The organism is Collinsella sp. TF12-2AT (genome assembly GCF_003436735.1).
In the GTDB taxonomy this organism is placed as follows: domain Bacteria; phylum Actinomycetota; class Coriobacteriia; order Coriobacteriales; family Coriobacteriaceae; genus Collinsella.
This window is the reverse complement of the sequence record NZ_QSQK01000007.1, coordinates 93,851-111,997: the sequence shown is the minus strand read 5'-3', so window position 1 is coordinate 111,997 and position 18,147 is coordinate 93,851. Positions and strand designations below refer to the sequence as shown.

Genomic DNA, 18,147 nt, shown 5'->3' with positions numbered 1-18,147 from the left:
CTAAACCTCCATGACGACCGGGATGATCATCGGTCGAGTGCGCGTACGGCTCCAGATAAAGTTAGAGAGCGAGTCGCGCACGGCCTTGCGAATGGCATCGGAACCGCTGCTCGTAAAGCTGAACTTGCCCTTCTCGATCGTCTTCATGATGGACGCCGAGGCGTCCTCGGAGAACTGGTCGTCAATGGCAAAGGAGACGCCGCGGCCCGAGAACTCGATGGCCTCGATCTTCTTGTGCTTGAGCGAAACGATGGCGACAGCCGTGACCATACCGTCGTTGGCAAGCTTCTGACGATCGCGCAGAACGATGGGGTCGGTATCGCCGATACGCAGTCCGTCGACGTAGACGACGCCAGACTCGACGGGCGTACCGCGCTTGACGATACCGCCACGCATCTCGAGCGTGTCACCGTTGTCGAGGATAAAGATATGATCTTCCTTGAGGCCCATCTTGCGTGCAAGTTGAGCATGGGCGCGCAGATGCACGGCCTCGCCGTGGACCGGCATAAAGTACGTAGGCTTGGCCATGGCCATCAAGAGCTTGAGCTCCTCCTGGCTGCCGTGACCCGAAACGTGAACGAGGGCGCGGTTCTTATCCCACACGTCGCAACCAAGCTTGGCGAGGCTGTTAACGACCTGCTGAACGGCCTTCTCGTTACCGGGGACCGGCGTTGCCGAGAGGATGACGGTATCGCCCTCGTGGATGGAGAGCGTCTTGTGCTCGCCGTTGGCCATGCGGGACAGGGCCGACAGCGGCTCGCCCTGCGAACCGGTGCACATGACGACGATCTTGTCATCGGGCAGGTTGTCAATGTCGAAGGCATCGATGATATCGGCATCATCGATGTTGAGATAGCCCAGTTCGCGCGCCACGCGGGTGTTGGTGAGCATGGAACGACCGGTCACGACGACCTTGCGGCCGCACTTGCGGGCGGCGTCGCAGATCTGCTGCAGACGATGGATGTGGCTCGAGAACGACGCGACGAACACGCGGCCCGGAGCATTCTTGATGGCATGCAACAGATTGGGGCCAACCTCGGCCTCGGACTTAGTAAAGCCGGGGACCGTGGCGTTGGTGGAGTCGGACAGCAGCAGGTCGATGCCCTGCTTGGCAAAGCGGCTGATAGCGGCATAGTCGGGCGTGACGCCGTCGATGGGCGTCTGGTCGAGCTTAAAGTCGCCGGTGTGCATAACGGTGCCCTGGTTGGTGCGGATGAACACGCCCAGAGCGCCCGGGATGGAGTGCGTCATCGAAAAGAAGTCGAGCGAGATGCCACCCAAATTGACGTGGCTGCCGCCCTTGACCTCACGGAACTTGGGTGCACGAATGCGGAACTCGGAGAGCTTGCCCTCGATAAAGCCGAGCGTCAGCTTGCTCGAGAAGATGGGCACCTTGTTGTTGAGGTCCTGCAGTAGATACGGAAGCGAACCGGTGTGGTCCTCGTGGCCGTGAGTGACGATGATGCCGCGGAGCTTTTCCTCGTTCTCCAGAACGTAGGTGTAATCCGGGAGCACCAGGTCGATACCGGGCTGCGAATCGTCGGGGAACATGAGGCCAGCGTCGACGAGCACCATGTCGTCGCCGCACTCGAAGACCGTCATGTTCTTGCCGATACCATCTAAGCCGCCGAGCGGGATGATCTTCAAGGGAGATGATTTTTTAGCTGCCATAGGTGAGTGTTGTTTCCTTTCTTCGAAACGGGTCTGGAACAACCGGCGGGGCGCTTCTGGCAAACCGACCGTCGGGAACGTACAAACATGCATCACGGAGTCGATGCAATAACCACAGTATGATACCCATTTGCACAACAACAGACCACCCATGCATCAAAGCCCCATCTGAACCCGTCTATCCCGCCGGTTCCCCGCGAGGGCGGGCACGGATGAAGTTTCCTGCTCTACAGTCCTGCTCACGACGGAGGCCACATTAAGTGGCCTCCTGTTCGTGCGGAACTCGCGATAAACTTCATCCGTGCCCGCCCTCGCGGGGAACCTACCAACAATGGGCTGGTTAATTTTGGTTGTTTTATCTGGGGAAGTGCAGCTGCGTCTATCTACAGATCCGAAATCTGACTACTGAATAGACTGTCTAACTAAATAGCGAGCTGCACTAACCAGCCCTTTTGCTTGCGCCCGGGAGGGCCGCATATGAAGTTTATCGCGAGTTCCGCACGCAAAGGAAAGCACTTAATGTGCTTTCCGTCTTGCGCAGGACTGTAGAGCAGGAAACTTCATATGCGGCCCTCCCGGGCGCAAGCAAAAGGGCGACCCCTGTCCAGAGTCGCCCTTGTTGAGCTGCTTATGTGCGACTGTTACTCGGCGTCGTGGTGACGGCGGGGCTTGCGGCCTCCGTTGTCGCCGGGACGGCGCGGGCGGTCGCTGCGCTCGGAGCGCTCGCGACGCGGACGCTCACGACGCTGGAAGTGCTCGCCGTCACCCTCGGAGGCACCCTCGGCGCGAGCCGGGGCCTCGGGCTTGTCGAGACGATCGAGCGAGATCTTGCCGCGATCGTCAACCTCGATGACGACGACCTTGACCTCGTCGCCCACGTTGAGGACATCCTCGACCTTCTCCACGCGGCCCTTGGCGACGCGGGAGATGTGCAGCAGGCCGTCCTTACCGGGCAGCAGGTTCACGAAGGCGCCGAAGGGCTGGATGGAGACAACGCGACCGGTGTACTCCTCACCCGGCTCGGGAACCTTGATGATGAGCTTGATGCGCTCGACGGCTTGATCGACGGACTCGCCGGTGCCGCCGACAAAGACGGTGCCGTCCTCCTGGATGTCGACCGAAGCGCCGGTCTCGTCCTGGATACCGCGGATGACCTTGCCGCCGGAACCGATGACGTCGCGGATCTTATCGGTCGGAACCTGGATGGAGACGATGCGCGGAGCGGTGCTGCGCGTGGTGTGACGCGGCTCGGGGATCACATCGAGCATCTTCTGCAGGATGAAGGCGCGACCCTCCTTGGCCTGCTGCAGGGCGCGGGCCAGGATGTCGAAGGTAAGACCGGTGGCCTTGTTGTCCATCTGCAGGGCGGTGATGCCCTCGGTGGTGCCGGTGACCTTAAAGTCCATGTCGCCCAGGAAGTCCTCGAGACCCTGGATGTCGGACAGGACCACGGTCTTGCCCTCCTCCTGGATCAGGCCCATGGCGATACCGGAGACCGGGCGCTTAATGGGCACGCCGCCGTCCATAAGGGCGAGCGTGGAACCGCAGGTCGAAGCCATCGAAGAGGAGCCGTTGGACTCCATGACCTCGGAGACGACGCGGATGGCGTAGGGAAACTCGTTCTCGTCGGGGAGCACCGGAAGCAGAGCGCGCTCGGCCAGGTTGCCGTGGCCGATCTCGCGGCGCTTGGGGCTGCCCATGCGGCCAGTCTCGCCGGTACAGAACGGCGGGAAGTTGTAGTGGTGCATATAGCGCTTGCCCTCGGTGGGCTCGATGGTATCCAGACGCTGGCCCTCGTTGAGCATACCGAGCGACAGGACGGAGAGCACCTGGGTCTGACCACGCTGGAACAGGCCGGAGCCGTGAACGAGCGGCAGGTAGTTGTCCTTCACCATGATGGGACGGATCTCGTCGGCGGCACGGCCGTCGACGCGCTCGCCGGTCTCGACGACCATGGTGCGCATGGCCTTCTTCTCGAGCTTCTTGAGCGCCACGGGGATCTCGCGCTCCCAGGCGGCCTGCTCCTCGTCGGTGAACTCGGCGCGGATGGACTCCTTCAGAGCCTCGACCTTACCGATGCGGGAAAGCTTGTCGGCGTCGCGCAGGGCAGCGGCCATCTCGTCGTAGTGGGCGAAGATGCGCTCCTGGACCTCCTCGACGGGCTGGTCGAGCGGGTACTCCTTCTTGACGATAGCGCCGTTGACCTGCTCCCACTCGGCAACGAACTCGTCTTGGGCCTGGCAGAAGGCAGCGAGGGCCTCCTGACCAAACTTCATAGCGGCGAGCATGTCGTCCTCGGAGATCTCCTCGGCGCCGGCCTCGACCATCGAGATGAAGTCGGCAGAGCCACCCAACTCCAGGTCCAGGTCGGAGTTCTCGCGCTCCTCATAGGTGGGGTTGACGATAAACTCACCGGTCTCCACGTTACGGCCAATGCGCACGCAGGCAAGCGGGCCCTCGAAGGGCACGCCGCCGAGCGTCATGGCCAGCGAAGCGCCCATGACGTTGATGACGTCGAAGGGGTTGACCTGGTCGGCGACGAGCGAGGTGGCGACGATGTGTACCTCGTTGCGGAAGCCGTCCGGGAAGCTCGGGCGGATCGGGCGGTCGATCATACGAGCCGTGAGCGTGGCCTTCTCGCTGGGACGGCCCTCGCGCTTGAGGTAGCCACCCGGGATGCGGCCGGCAGCGTACATCTTCTCGTTGAAGTCGACGGTCAGCGGGAAGAAGTCGTAATTCTTACGCTCCTTGGAGACGACCACGGTGTCGAGCATCGTGGTGTCACCCTGCTTGACCAGACAAGCGCCGGTGGCCTGCTTGGCAAGCTCGCCGGACTCAAAGGTGTAGGTCTTGCCGTACAGCTCAAAGGTCTTGGATACGAGTGTCATTGTTCTCCTTTACCCCACAGGCCCCTTGCCTGCGGGCTTCTCATGTGACGCGGGCCCCCTGCCCCCGTCACGCTTCAGAGCGTGATTGTTCACGCCCTTACACAAAAAGAGCGCCCCGCTGCGCAGGACGCTCTTAGCATGTACAAATCCTTACTGGATGTTGTCGCGGATGCCCAGAGCCTTGATGAGCTCACGGTACTCGACGATGTCGTTCTTCTTGATGTAGGAGAGAAGACGACGACGACGGCCAACGAGCATGAGCAGGCCACGACGGGTGTGGAAGTCCTTCTGGTGGGACTTCATGTGCTCGGTCAGCTCCTTGATGCGCTCGGACAGGATGGCGACCTGAACCTTGGGGTTACCGGTATCGACCGGGGAGTTACCGAACTGGGCGGTCAGCTCCGCCTTGCGCTCTTTGGAAACAGTCATTGTTTCACCTTTCGTTTCGCGTCGCCCGTGGGCGACTCTATTCGCCTCGAACTGGGAAGCCGCCGGTGGAGCGAACATCCAAGGTCGAGGTACCAACAGGTCGGTATGTTACCACAAGCGGCGCGCGCCTGCGTATCATCACCGACCCAACATGAATTCCATCGCACGGAGCCGCTGATCGGTGTGCGTGGCGGCCCAAACATGCGAAAGCCCCAGCAAAAAAGCAGCCGTATGCGGATCGATTCGCTCGGCCATGAGCTCATCGAACGTCATGGACATCAGAGCGCGCAGCCATGCGACCTCGCCGGTCGACACCAGCTCGGCACCCGGAATGCTCGACGCGCATGACCCGCACAGAAGCCCGCCGGCTTGGGCCGAGAAATACGAGAGCATGGGATCGCCGCACGAGACGCATGCCGAGAAATCGGGTCGGTAGCCAACGTGCGACAGCAGCTTAAAGACATATGCCGCCACAAGTAGATCCATATGCGCCGCGTCGAGCCCGCTGCCCACCAGGGCAAGCGCTCGCTGCGTGATGGCAAAGGTGAACGGGTCCTCGGCGTCCTCGAATGAGCACACGCGCGCGACCTCGGCAATCGCGCTTGCGGCGCAGGTCGTCTCGTAATCGGGCGCGGCGCCAACCGGCGCTTCCAAAAGCTCGGCCTGAGAAACAACGTCGAGCGAGCGTCCATGCGCGAGCAACATATCGACGGTACAGAACAGCTCGCAGCGCGCAGCCAGGCGTCCACCGGGTTTGCGCGCGCCCTTTGCCACGGCACGAACCTGCCGACCCCGCTCGTCAAGCATCGTCAGGATCAGGTCCGTCTCTTTGAGCTTGGTCTTATCGAGGACGAGCACCTTCGTACGATATGTACGAGAACCTGCCATTCGCGCCGCGTGTCCCTAATCCTCGGCGTTATAGCCAAAGCGGCGAATCTGGGCCTCGTCGTCACGCCAGCCGGCCTTGACCTTCACGTCCAGCTCCAAAAAGACCTGGGTGCCAAAGATGCGCTCAAGGTCGCGACGGGCGTCGATGCCGATATGTTTGATCATCTCGCCGCCCTTGCCGATGATGATGCCCTTTTGGCCCTCGCGCTCGACGTAAATTGTGGCGTGCACGCGCAGCACCTTCTTGGTCTGCTCAAGCGCATCGCAAATCACGCCCACGGAGTGCGGGATCTCATCGCGGGTGCGGCGCAAAACCTTCTCGCGCACAAACTCGGCAACGAGCGTCTCATCGGAAGCGTCGGTACCCATGTCCTCGGGGAACCAACGCGGACCCTCGGGCAAAAAGTGCGCAACGGTCTCGATGAAGGCATCGACGTTAAAGTTCTTGACCGACGACGTCACGATCTCGTCGTCATATTCCATAAGCTCGTGGGCGGCCTTAAGCTGCTCCATGACCTGTGCGGGGTCGGCTTCATCGGCCTTGGTGAGCACCAGGACCTTCTTGGAACGGGCATTCTTGACACGCTCGGCAACCCAGGCGTCTCCCCTGCCAATCGGTTTAGTGGCATCAATCAAAAACGCGACAACATCGACATCGTTCAGCTCGAACAACGCACTCTTGTTGAGCTCGGATCCCAGACCGTCCTTGGGCTTATGAATACCCGGGGTATCGACAAAGACCAGCTGGTAGCCGGGACGGTTGACGACGGCGCGCATGCGACGGCGGGTCGTCTGTGCCACCGGCGAGGTGATGGCGACCTTTTTGCCATAGCAGGCATTAAGCAGCGTGGACTTGCCGGCGTTGGGGCGTCCGACCAGGGCCACAAAGCCGCTGCGGAAACCGGGCTCCACGTCACCAAAGCCCGCGAGGCTGTCGCCCTCGTCGCACAGGGCGTCGAGCTCCTCATCGCTCATGCCCTCAAACGGGTCGAACTCCTCGGCCTCGTCAAACGAATCGGCACCTTCAGCCTCGTCCAGGGACTCGTCGTCCAAAATCTCATCGGTAGGCTGCATATTGTCGGACATGGGAATCCCTTTCTAAATAAAGCCGAGCGCGTGGGCAAATACCAGCACGCCCACAATCGCGGCGGTGATGGAAAGAACGTATACAGAGGCGGCGGCGATGTCCTTCGCACGCTTGGCCAGCGGATGGAGCTCCTGGGTCGCTAGGTCGACGATGGCCTCCATAGCGGTGTTGCACAGCTCGCCGTGAATCACCAGGCCACAGCAGATGATAATCGTAGCCCACTCGGCAACGTCGAGCCCCACAATGCAGCCGGCAATGACAGTGCACACGCCCGCCACGAGCATGACCTTAATGTTGCGCTCGGTCTTGACGGCGGTGACGAAGCCCTCCATGGCGTAGGAAAAGGACTTTAAGAAGGACGGATGGTCCTTGTTCGATCCGGGAATCATAGACGGCTCCTAGTCGTGGGCGTGGTTGGTGATGGGGCCGACGTGGACTAGCTTGGGGTCCTCGCCGCGCTCGAGCGCCAGATCGCGCAGGATGGCGTCCTCGCGGGCCTCCATGACCTCGGCCTCGTCGTCCTCGATATGGTCATACCCCAGCAGGTGCAGCATGCCGTGTACGAGCATCAGGCGGCACTCGTCGGCAGGGCTATTGCCAAAGCCGGGGGCCTGACGGGCAATGACCTGCGGGGCCAAGATGATATCGCCGAGCTCGAGCGTCTCGTCGGCGGGAATATCCTCGTCAAAGGCCGAGTCGCATTCAAACGAGAGCACATCGGTGGTGCGGTCGATGCCACGCCACTCGTGGTTGAGCTCGTGCATCTCGTCCTCGTCGACATACGAAAGGGAAATCTCGACTTCACGTTCAACGCCCTCGGCGGCAAGCACAACCTCGCAGATGTGCTCCACTTCCTGCGCGTCGAGCAGCGTATCGAGCTCGGCATCGTTGCTGATCAATACACTCAACGGGACTCCTTTCGGTCGCGCGAGCGCTGCTCACGCACGTCATCATAAGCATCGTATGCCTCGACGATACGACCCACCAGGGCATGGCGCACCACATCGGCGCGCTCCAGGTGTGCAAACGCCACATCGTCGACACGGCCCAAAATCTTCTCGACATCCGCCAAGCCACCACGACGACCCACCAGGTCGCGCTGGCTGAGGTCGCCGGTAATCACGAACTTGGAGTTGAATCCAAGGCGTGTCAGGAACATCTTCATCTGCTCGGGCGTGGTATTTTGCGCCTCGTCGAGCACCACGAAAGCATCGCTCAGCGTACGACCGCGCATGTAGGCGAGCGGGGCGATCTCGATCACGCCGCGCTCCATAAGCTCATCGGTGCGCTCACGATCCATCATGTCAAAAAGGGCATCGTAGAGCGGGCGCATGTAAGGATCGATCTTTTCCTCGAGGGTGCCGGGCAAAAAGCCCAGGTTCTCCCCTGCTTCGACAACCGGACGCGTCAAGATCAAACGGCCCACCTCATGGTGCTTGAGCGCGGCAACGGCGAGCGCCATGGCCAGATAGGTCTTACCGGTACCGGCAGGACCCAAGCCAAAGGTGATGGTATGCGAGCGAATGGCATCCACATAGCGCTTTTGCCCAAGCGTCTTGGGACGAATGACACGACCGCGGTATGAAAGCAGCACGTCATCGCGAAGCGATGTGGCCTCATGCTCGCCGTCGCGCAAGACGGCCAGGCAACGCGAGACATCGTCGGCAGACAGGGTACGACCGGCCGCCGCCTCGCGAAAAGCATGTTCGAAAAAGCAAGCCACGAGCTCGACCTCGTCCGGGTCGCCGCTCACGGAGATGCTATCGCCACGGGCGACCACGTGAGCGCGAACCAAGCTCTCGAGCGCACGAAGGACGCCGTCGCCGGCGCCCAAAACACGCGAGGGATCAACTCCCTCGGGAACGGTAAGTCTAATCTTCGAGGCTTCCATGGACCTCCCTGCGCGCATGGACCAAGCCGGAATCATCGACTCCGATGATAGCAACATCGAGCAGGCACGGGGCTGTAAGTCCACAGGTATCGTCAAGACGGGCATGATGGAACGAACCGAGCGTCAGGTTGTCACCATACTCGAGCACGGCACGCTCGACAGTGCCCACGCGACGACGAGCATCGGCAATAGCGAGCTCCTGCGCCGCGTCTCGCATACGGCGGCTGCGCTCGGCCATAACCTCGGGCGGCACCTGGTCGGGCATGTCGGCAGCAAGGGTACCGGGACGCTTACTGTAGCGGAACACGTGCATACGCGAGAACCCCACGCGGCGGCACAGCGCCAGCGACTCCTCGAACTCCTCGTCCGTCTCACCAGGAAAACCGACGATGACGTCGCACGAAAGAGACGCCTGCGGCAGGATGGCGCGAATCATGCGCACCATGTCCTCAAAGGCCTCGGCACTATAGGGACGACCCATGCGATGCAGCGTCGCCGTACAGCCGGACTGTACGGGCAGGTGCAAAAACGGGGCAATACGCTGCGGATAGCGCGCCATAACCTTAAGCAGGCGCTCAGAGATATCCATGGGTTCGACCGAGGAAATGCGCACATGCGCAATAGTCGTGCGCTCCATGATGGCCTCGAGCAGCTCGTCGATTTCGACATGCTCGTCGGTCGCGCTCTTGCCATCGTAGGCACCCAGGTTCACACCGGTCAGCACCACCTCGGGCACGCCGGCCTCCTGGGCTTCGCGCACCTGTTCGAGAACGGACTCGACGGGCACGGAGCGCTCGGGGCCGCGCGCCTTCCACACAATGCAATAGGTGCAGCGATGGTTGCAGCCGTCCTGGATCTTCACGCCCAGGCGAGAGCGACCGAGCGCATCGACCACCTCGCCATCGCTGCAGGCGGGAACGCTATCGGACTCAACGCCCAGCACCTCGCAGACACGTTCGGCGACATCGATCTTGGACGGCTCGGCGATCACGCGATCCGAAAGCTCCAACAGCTCCTCGGGATGCAAATTGACCACGCATCCGGTCACGATCACATAGGGCTCGTTTGGATGGGCCAGCGCATGACGGACGGCCTTACGGGTCTTGGCCTCGGCCTCGCCCGTAACGGCACAGGTGTTAATGACGATCAGATCGGCATCGTGGGGCTCCACCATAGCAAAGCCCAGGCGCATAAGATCGGCAGTGATACGGTCAGACTCAACCCGGTTGACACGGCAGCCGAGGTTGACGACGGAAATATGGGGTGCGAGCACGCGGGCTCCTTAATCGAGGATATCGTCGAGGGCACTCTTGATACGGTCGGTCACCGACTTCTTACCGGAAGCGACGTCATCGCCCATCTCATCGGCAAAAGCACGGAGCAGCTCGCGTTGCTTATTGGAAAGATTGGTGGGAACGACCACGCGCAGTTGCACGAACAGGCGGCCACGCGAACCGCCACCGCCAATGCGCGGCATGCCGTAATTATTGGCGCTCACGGTGTCGCCGTACTGGGCGCCGGCGGGAACCGTCACCTTAACGACCTCGTCGGGCATAATGCCCTCGACCTCGATCTCGCAGCCGAGCGCAGCCTGCGCAATCGAGATATCGCTCACCAGGTACAGGTCATCACCGTTGCGCTTAAAGCGCTCATGGTCGGCGACGCGCACGTTGACAATCAGGTCGCCCGAAGGCTCGCCGCGAAGGCCGGCCTCGCCAAAGCCGCTCACACGCAGCTGGCGACCGGTCGAAACGCCGGCGGGAATATCGATGTCGATCTTTTCGTGCGAAGGCGTGCGGCCCTGACCATCGCAGGTCTCGCAGGGATGGTCGATAACCGTGCCCTCGCCATGGCAGTCGGGGCAAGGCGAGGAAGACTGAACCTGGCCCAAAAACGATCGCTGAACCGTCGTGACATAGCCCGTGCCGTGGCAGCGGCCGCACTGCTTTTCCTGTGCGCCCTCTGCCCTACCGGTGCCATTGCAGTCCTCGCAAGGAGCAAGGCGGTCATAGCTGATTGTCTTTTTGCAGCCGAGCGCCGCCTCCTCGAGCGTCACCGAAAGCGAGATGGCCATGTCACGACCGCGACGACGCTCGCGACGGCTGCGGGCGCCACCGCCGGCACCGCCGCCAAAAAACGACGAGAACAAGTCGTCCATGCCCATACCACCAAAGATATCGTTGATATCGACGTAGCCCGAACCACCAGGGCCGTCGGCAGTGCCGTAACGGTCGTAGTTAGCACGCTTCTGCTCATCGGAAAGAACGGAATAGGCCTCGTTGAGCTCCTTGAACTTGGCCTCGGCCTCGGGGTCGTCCGAAACGTCCGGGTGTACGGTACGGGCCTTCTTTAGAAACGCGCGCTTGATCGTCCGCGCGTCGGCATCCTTGTCGACGCCAAGTACCTCGTAGTAATCCCTATTTTCCGACACGACCGAATCCTTCCGACTTTCATTATTGTCACAGTGCGTCCTATACCCAAGCTGGGCCAACCGCAAACAGAGGGTTTGATGTTATTGCATTCCGTAAGGCGAAAGCATGGCCCGTTGCGAGCAGCTCGCGAACCAAACCGACACGAGCGCGAACATGAAGCCATTGGCAAAACCGTTGGCAAACTGCATCGCACCGCGCTTCCACCACAGCAGGCTGCGATGAAGCACGCCGTCCGAAAGCACCATGAACAGGCCCATGGTAAACGGAATAAAGCACATCACGGCAAAGGCCGAGAACACGCCCGAGATGGCCGAGAGTACCAAAAACGGCGCCACGATGCCCATCAGGTAAAAACCGGTACGAGCTTTGCCTTCCAAGCGCTCGGACTCGACATGGGCACGGCCGACTAGATCACCGCCAGCGGCACCGTTAGTGCCGGCGTGACCCATGCCGCTAATGCGGACCTCGTCGCCATCGTGCGTGCCGGCAGGAAACTCAATCGTCTGCTCGGAGGTTACGCGAGTACGACCGCTGCCACCGCAATCGGGGCAGGGGTCGGCCACGACCTTACCGGAACCGCCGCACTCGGGGCAGACCGACTGGAACGTGCCCGCACCAAACAGGAAGGACAAGTCGACGTCGATGTGCCCGCGGCCACCGCAGCTCGGGCAGGTATGGGCATGCTCGGAGGAGACAGAACCCGAGCCGCCGCAGTGACCACAGGTATCGAAGCGCGTATAGCGGACGGTCTTGCGGGCACCGTCCTTGGCCTCCTTGGCGTCCAGTTTGATATCGACGACCACGTTGGCGCCGTTCTCGGGATTGTAGGCAGCCTGGCCGCGACGCTGCTGGCCCCAGGCACCGCCAAAAGGAAAGCCGCCCTCAAAGGGATTGCCATAGCCCGTGTTGCCGGCATAGCCGCCACCATAGGGCGAAGCCGTAGGGGCACCGGCAAAGGGATTGCCAGAACGCATGGCATCGTAGCGCGCACGTTTTTGCTCATCCGAAAGCACGGCGTAGGCCTCGGAAACCTCTTTAAACTTTTCCTCGGCATCCGGCTCTTTGTTGACGTCCGGATGGAGCTTACGGGCCTTTTGCTGGAAGGCCTTTTGAATATCACGCGAGGTGGCGTCCTTGGAGACACCTAGAATCTCGTAGTAATCTTTTTCGTTCATCGTCGCCATGCGCGGCAACCTCCTGCTCACAGCAGCGTATATATTCCGGTAATTCTACCCGAGCGGCCTAAGCTAGATCCCAAAACAGCTCGAACAGAACATTTCCATCGAGCCAGCCCAAGTGTGTCGGTGCTAAACGAGCTCGAACATGGCCCGCGACGACATCTGCCGAAGTAAAGGGTCCCTCATGGACCCCGAGCGTCTCGGGCGCCCAAGTGGCAAGACCCAATTCGAGCGCGCGATCACAAGCGGCTGTCAGCTCATCGGCCGGGATGACACGAGCCGCGCGAACCAACAGGTCGGACGCAATACCGCGCGTCATGCGACAAGCGAGCATCAGGTCTTCGGCCGCAGCCTCTCGCTGCGACAGGTATTCGGCCTCAAACGACGTCGCGTCATCGTCGCGCTGAACCAAACGCACACGGTACGCGTCGCCTCGAGCAGACACGCCGGGGAACAAACCTGCAAGACGGTCGAAATCCCCAGTATCAAGCATACCGGCGGCAGAACGGCCCAGGCCCAGGTAGCCCCGTCCGGTCCAGTAGGCAATGTTATGGGCGCATTCATGGCCGTCGAGCGCGTAGCTCGCCACCTCATACGGGTGATAGCCGGCGACACTCAGGAGCTCGCGCGCCACGTCCATGCAGGCGGCCTGAAAATCCTCGTCGGGCTCGAGCGACTCGTCACGGCACGCCATGCGATAGAGGGGCGTCCCCACCTCGAGCGTGAGCGGGTAAACCGACACATGATGCGGAACCGCCGCCAGCACGCCCTCGAGCGTACGCTTCCAACTCGCTGCGGTCTGCCCGGGAAGTCCGCACATAAGGTCGCACGACACGTCAAGCCCAGCGTCCTTGACCGTCGCGATGGCGGCGAGCGCCCGATCGGCATCGTGAATGCGGCCGATGGCGGTAAGTTCGGTGTTATCGAGCGTTTGCACGCCCAGAGAAACGCGTGTGACGCCAACCTTGGCAAGCGCAGTAGCAAGCTCGGCGGTCAGCGACTCGGGATTGGCCTCGCAGGTAAACTCAACGGGGGCGCACCACGCACGAATACGCCGCGCCAGCTCCACCAGGCGCTCCCCCGCCAGCGACGGCGTGCCGCCGCCAACATAGACGGTGCGGATCTGGTCGAGGGCCCCAGCCTTGCCAAAAGCATCGAGACGCGCGAACAACTGCTCAAAATAGGAATCGAGCGCGGCATCCAAATCACACGAAGCAAAGCTGCGCGAGTCGAAGTCGCAGTAGCGGCACTTTTGGGCACAGAACGGCACGTGCACGTACAGCGCGGTAACGGCCACCCTTAAGCCTCCAGCGGATGAGGGGGCACCGATTCGCCGGCGGCAAGGGCAGCCTCGCAGGCCACCACATCATGCTCGATCTCATCGACCAGCGCCATAAACTCCTCATACGTGGAGCAGCGCACCACATGGGCACGCCAAGCGGCGGCATGGGGCATGCCTTTTAAGTACCAGCTTGCGTACGTACGGGCACGCGACATGAGCGGCAGGAGCTCATGCGTCAGCGTTAGGTGCTCACGCAGGGCGTCCAGGCGCTCGACAGAGCTGCGCGCCGGCACCGGTGTGCCATCGAGCGCAAGAGCGCGAGCATCGCCAAACACCCACGGGTTCCCGTAGATGCCGCGCGCGATAAACACCGCGCTGGCACCCGAGTTTCGCAGATGCACCGCGGCATCCTCGGCGGTGAACACATCACCCGAACCGATCACGGGAATCTCAACGGCATCTGCGACCTCATCGACGACCGACCAATCGGCCTGGCCCGTGTAGAGCTGCGTGGCGCAACGACCATGCACGGCGACTGCGGCAGCCCCTGCACTCTCAAGCATCTGGGCAAATGTCGCGGCATTGCGGTCCTCGGCATAAAAGCCCTTGCGAATCTTGACGGTCACGGGCACGTGCGCCGCGCCAACCGTGGCCTCGACGATCTTCTCGGCCAGGTCGGGCGTGCGCATGAGCGCCGAGCCCTCGCCCTTGGTAACGACCTTGCGGGCGGGACATGCCATATTGATATCGATGAGCGACAGGCGATCGCCAACGCGCTCCTCGACGGCGGCGACGGCGCTCGCAAACTGATCGGGCTTGGAGCCAAAGAGCTGCACGCAAATCTGCTGCTCCTCGTCGGCCGGTAGCACCAGGCGCCACGTCTTATTACTGGCATAGGCAAGGCCTGCCACGCTCACCATCTCGCTGTAGGCAAGGTTGGCACCGCGGCGGCGACACATGATGCGATAGGCAGGGTCGGTCACGCCCGCCATGGGAGCCATAAGGAACGGCTGCTCGGCATAGGCGCCCAGCAGCCGCAGACTATATTCGGAAAGAGCCATAGACCTACTCGTCCACCTTGAGGATCGCCATAAAGGCCTCCTGCGGGACCTCGACCGATCCGATGGCCTTCATACGCTTCTTGCCCTCTTTCTGCTTCTCGAGCAGCTTGCGCTTACGCGAGATATCGCCGCCGTAGCACTTAGCAAGAACGTCCTTGCGACGGGCCTTGACGGTGGAACGGGCGATGATCTTGTTGCCGATAGCACCCTGGATGGGCACCTCGAACAGCTGACGCGGGATGATCTCCTTGAGCTTGTCGCACAGGCCACGGGCCAGGCCATATGCCTTGTCCTTATGGACGATAAACGAAAGCGCGTCCACCTCGTCGCCCGAAAGCAGGATGTCGAGCTTGACGAGCTCAGAGGGGCGATATTCGTTGAACTCATAGTCGAGCGAGGCGTAACCCTTGGTGCGGCTCTTGAGCTGATCGAAGAAGTCCAAGATGAGCTCGGCGAGCGGCATATCAAAGCGCATCTCGACCGATTTGCTCGTCAGGTGGATCATGTCGGTCGTGACGCCGCGGTGCTCGATGGCGAGCTGCATGACGGCACCCGTGTACTCAGGCGGGCAGATGATCTTTGCCTTGAGGTAGGGTTCCTCAATACGATCGATGCGGGTGGCCTCGGGAAGGTCCTGCGGACTGCGGACATCGATCATCTCGCCGTCGGTCTTGTAGACGTGATAGTCGACCGAGGGGCTCGTGGCAATGAGGTCCAGGTTGAATTCGCGCTCCAGGCGTTCCTTGACGACTTCCATGTGTAGCAGGCCCAAGAAGCCCACGCGGAAGCCAAAGCCGAGCGCCACCGAGGTCTCGGGCTCCCACACCAACGATGGGTCGTTAACGTGCAGCTTATCGAGCGCGTCACGCAGGTTCTCGTAGTCCTTGTTATCGATTGGGAACAGGCCCGTATAGACCATGGGCTTGGCCTCGCGGTAACCCGGAAGCGGCTCGGGGCAGGGGTTCGACGCCCAGGTAAGGGTGTCGCCCACGCGAACGGCCTCGGGGTCCTTCAGGCCCGTGACCACATAGCCGACCTCGCCAACCGTCAGCGCGTCAACCGGGGTCTCGGCAGGACGCTTGACACCCACGCCGTCGACCAAAAAGTCGCCCTCTGCCTGCATCATGCGCAGGGTATCGCCCTTTTTGATGGAGCCGTCAAAGACGCGCACCGTGGCGACGACGCCACGATACTCGTCGAAGTACGAATCCAGAATGAGTGCCTTGAGCGGCGCGTTCGCATCGCCCTTGGGCGGAGAGATCAAAAAGACAATGGACTCCAGCAGATCATGGATGCCCTCGCCGGTCTTGCCCGAGACACACACGGCATCATCGGCGGGAATCGCCAGGTCATCCTCGATCTCGGTCTTAACCTCATCGGGATGGGCAGAGGGCAGGTCGATCTTGTTGATGGCCGGCACAATGTCCAGATTGGCGTTCATGGCGAGCGTCGCGTTGGAGACAGTCTGCGCCTCGACGCCCTGCGTGGCGTCGACAACGAGCACCGCGCCCTCACAGGCTGCCAGCGAGCGCGAGACCTCATAGGTAAAGTCAACGTGGCCCGGCGTATCGATCAGATTGAACTGATACGTCTCGCCATCGTCGGCGTCATAGGACACGCGAACGGCATTGGACTTGATCGTGATGCCGCGCTCGCGCTCGATATCCATGGTGTCGAGCAGCTGCGACTCCATGTCGCGTTCGTCGACGGTATGGGTGAGCTCGAGGATGCGATCGCTGATCGTGGACTTGCCATGGTCGATGTGCGCAACGATTGAGAAGTTGCGGATGTGGGAAATGTCAATTGAAGTATTCATGCGGACTATCTTACCCGAGCGGTACAAAAAATGGAGCCTGTTCCATAAAACAGGCTCCATTTATGCGCGTAATCTGTGTGGTGTGAAATTTACAACTTAGGCGTTGATGCTGTTCACGAGCTTGGCAAGACCGGACTTGCGGTTGGAAGCCTGGTTCTTGTGGATAACATGCTTGGCGGCAGCCATGTCGAGACGCTTGGTGACGGTCTTGAGGGCAGCCTGGGCCTTCTCGACGTCGCCCTCGGCGACGGCGGACTGGACGTGCTTGGTCAGCGTCTTGAGCTCGGACTTGACAGCCTTGTTACGCATGCGAGCTGCCTCATTGGTGCGGATACGCTTCTTCTGAGACTTGATGTTTGCCACTTCTGGAGTTCCTTTCGAGTTCCTTGCAAAAAATGTATGACACCTCTGAGACACGGTGAGGTCATGCAAGCGCCTACTATAGCACGCTCCCCCTCAAAGGGATAGAATGAATTTGTCAAATAGGCAGGTATCATCACGATTTTCTCAAGATGTTCGTAATCCAGAGCAAAAGCGCGGTCTGAGAATCGGCCGAACCCTTCAGCGCGAGCTCCACATCGACCGCGCTCTCGAGCGCGGCAACGAGCTCTGCCATCGAAAAGCGACGTGCCCAGGTCAGGTGATTCTTGACCTGCCAGGACTGGAGCTTAAGTGTTGCGGCCAGCTCACGACCCTGTCCGCGCGCATCGAGCGCCTTGGCAACGATAAGCTCGCGGATGCGGCCGCACAGCAATGTGTAAGTCCACACGTAGCTCTTGGCGGGCAGTAGATTGAAGAGCTCGAGCGAGCGTCGCATGTCACGGGCCGAGACCGCATTGAGAAAGTCCCAGGGTTGAACCTCGGCCGTACGTACAATCCAGCGCTCAACGTCGGCAAACTCAATCTGGGGCGCCTCGACCATCTGGGCAAGCTTAGCCAAGTCGTTATCGAGCATGCGGGTGTTCTCGCCCGAGCGCGAGACGAGCTCCTCGGCGGCCGCCGCCGAGATGGACTTGCCGTGTTGCGTCGCCATCTGCTGCACGCGGCGTGGGAGCTCCCAGCGCTTGGTGCCCGAGCAATCGATGACGGCCTTCTTGTCAATCTTGGCGATCGCCTTGTACAGGCGCGTATTCTTGGCGAGCGAATCGGCGATAATAAGGCAGACCGTTGTGGGACTTGGACTCGCCAGATACTCGACGAGCGGCTCGGAAACCGCCTTGGCAAGCTTGGAGCAGCCGTCAAGGATTACCAGGCGAAACTCGCTGCCCATGGGAAAGGTATTGAGCGAGCCAATGATCGACTCGATATCGGGGTCTTTGGTCATGTCGCGTTCATCGAGGTTGAACTCAACCATACCCGACTTTTCCAAGCGAGCTTTCATACGCGAGACGGCGTGATCGCGCTTGACGCCGTCGGTACCGACGATCAGATATGCCGGCAGCAGACCGGTTTCGGACATTGCGCTCCCCTCCCGCAGGCCTTCGTATTCGCTCCGTGCCATTCTAGCCCAGGGGCCCACCACAC

At 61.1% G+C, this 18,147-nt stretch carries 16 protein-coding genes; all 16 read right to left on the bottom strand.

Annotated features, from left to right (window positions below):
• On the bottom strand, nt 1–1,671 hold the full coding sequence (locus tag DXD24_RS06300) for a ribonuclease J (protein ID WP_117564285.1): 1,671 nt from the start codon (nt 1,669–1,671) through the stop codon (nt 1–3).
• A 641-nt stretch (nt 1,672–2,312) separates the two neighbouring features.
• Nucleotides 2,313–4,559: a polyribonucleotide nucleotidyltransferase gene (locus tag DXD24_RS06295; RefSeq protein ID WP_022094703.1), complete on the bottom strand. Its 2,247-nt coding sequence runs from the start codon at nt 4,557–4,559 to the stop codon at nt 2,313–2,315.
• Nucleotides 4,560–4,709: 150 nt separating this feature from the next.
• Nucleotides 4,710–4,988, bottom strand: coding sequence for a 30S ribosomal protein S15 (gene rpsO, locus DXD24_RS06290; RefSeq protein ID WP_006235963.1), 279 nt, complete (start codon nt 4,986–4,988; stop codon nt 4,710–4,712).
• A gap of 138 nt (nt 4,989–5,126) precedes the next feature.
• Complete coding sequence (gene recO, locus DXD24_RS06285) at nt 5,127–5,876, bottom strand: DNA repair protein RecO (protein ID WP_117564284.1); 750 nt, start codon at nt 5,874–5,876, stop codon at nt 5,127–5,129.
• 15 nt (nt 5,877–5,891) lie between these two features.
• Entirely contained in the window at nt 5,892–6,962 is a 1,071-nt protein-coding gene (gene era / locus DXD24_RS06280) for a GTPase Era (protein ID WP_199407898.1), read from the bottom strand.
• Between the two features lie 12 nt (nt 6,963–6,974).
• On the bottom strand, nt 6,975–7,352 hold the full coding sequence (locus DXD24_RS06275) for a diacylglycerol kinase family protein (RefSeq protein ID WP_117564283.1): 378 nt from the start codon (nt 7,350–7,352) through the stop codon (nt 6,975–6,977).
• A 9-nt stretch (nt 7,353–7,361) separates the two neighbouring features.
• Nucleotides 7,362–7,871 (bottom strand): rRNA maturation RNase YbeY, encoded by a 510-nt coding sequence (gene ybeY / locus DXD24_RS06270; RefSeq protein WP_117564282.1) that lies wholly within the window; start codon nt 7,869–7,871, stop codon nt 7,362–7,364.
• Nucleotides 7,868–8,854: a PhoH family protein gene (locus tag DXD24_RS06265; RefSeq protein WP_117564281.1), complete on the bottom strand. Its 987-nt coding sequence runs from the start codon at nt 8,852–8,854 to the stop codon at nt 7,868–7,870. The genes ybeY and DXD24_RS06265 overlap by 4 nt, the downstream gene beginning before the upstream one ends.
• Entirely contained in the window at nt 8,835–10,127 is a 1,293-nt protein-coding gene (locus tag DXD24_RS06260; RefSeq protein WP_117646388.1) for a MiaB/RimO family radical SAM methylthiotransferase, read from the bottom strand. Before DXD24_RS06260 ends, DXD24_RS06265 begins: the two co-directional genes overlap by 20 nt.
• A 9-nt stretch (nt 10,128–10,136) precedes the next feature.
• Nucleotides 10,137–11,285 (bottom strand): molecular chaperone DnaJ, encoded by a 1,149-nt coding sequence (dnaJ, locus tag DXD24_RS06255; RefSeq protein ID WP_117564279.1) that lies wholly within the window; start codon nt 11,283–11,285, stop codon nt 10,137–10,139.
• An 81-nt stretch (nt 11,286–11,366) separates the two neighbouring features.
• Nucleotides 11,367–12,470: a DnaJ domain-containing protein gene (locus DXD24_RS06250; RefSeq protein ID WP_187362361.1), complete on the bottom strand. Its 1,104-nt coding sequence runs from the start codon at nt 12,468–12,470 to the stop codon at nt 11,367–11,369.
• A gap of 58 nt (nt 12,471–12,528) precedes the next feature.
• Entirely contained in the window at nt 12,529–13,761 is a 1,233-nt protein-coding gene (hemW, locus tag DXD24_RS06245; protein ID WP_117564278.1) for a radical SAM family heme chaperone HemW, read from the bottom strand.
• 2 nt (nt 13,762–13,763) lie between these two features.
• Nucleotides 13,764–14,807 (bottom strand): tRNA dihydrouridine synthase DusB, encoded by a 1,044-nt coding sequence (gene dusB / locus DXD24_RS06240; protein ID WP_117564277.1) that lies wholly within the window; start codon nt 14,805–14,807, stop codon nt 13,764–13,766.
• 4 nt (nt 14,808–14,811) lie between these two features.
• On the bottom strand, nt 14,812–16,623 hold the full coding sequence (lepA, locus tag DXD24_RS06235) for a translation elongation factor 4 (RefSeq protein ID WP_089573391.1): 1,812 nt from the start codon (nt 16,621–16,623) through the stop codon (nt 14,812–14,814).
• Nucleotides 16,624–16,719: 96 nt separating this feature from the next.
• Complete coding sequence (gene rpsT / locus DXD24_RS06230; protein WP_117564276.1) at nt 16,720–16,986, bottom strand: 30S ribosomal protein S20; 267 nt, start codon at nt 16,984–16,986, stop codon at nt 16,720–16,722.
• Between the two features lie 133 nt (nt 16,987–17,119).
• Nucleotides 17,120–18,082 (bottom strand): DNA polymerase III subunit delta, encoded by a 963-nt coding sequence (gene holA / locus DXD24_RS06225; protein ID WP_117564275.1) that lies wholly within the window; start codon nt 18,080–18,082, stop codon nt 17,120–17,122.
• Nucleotides 18,083–18,147 lie beyond the last annotated feature (65 nt).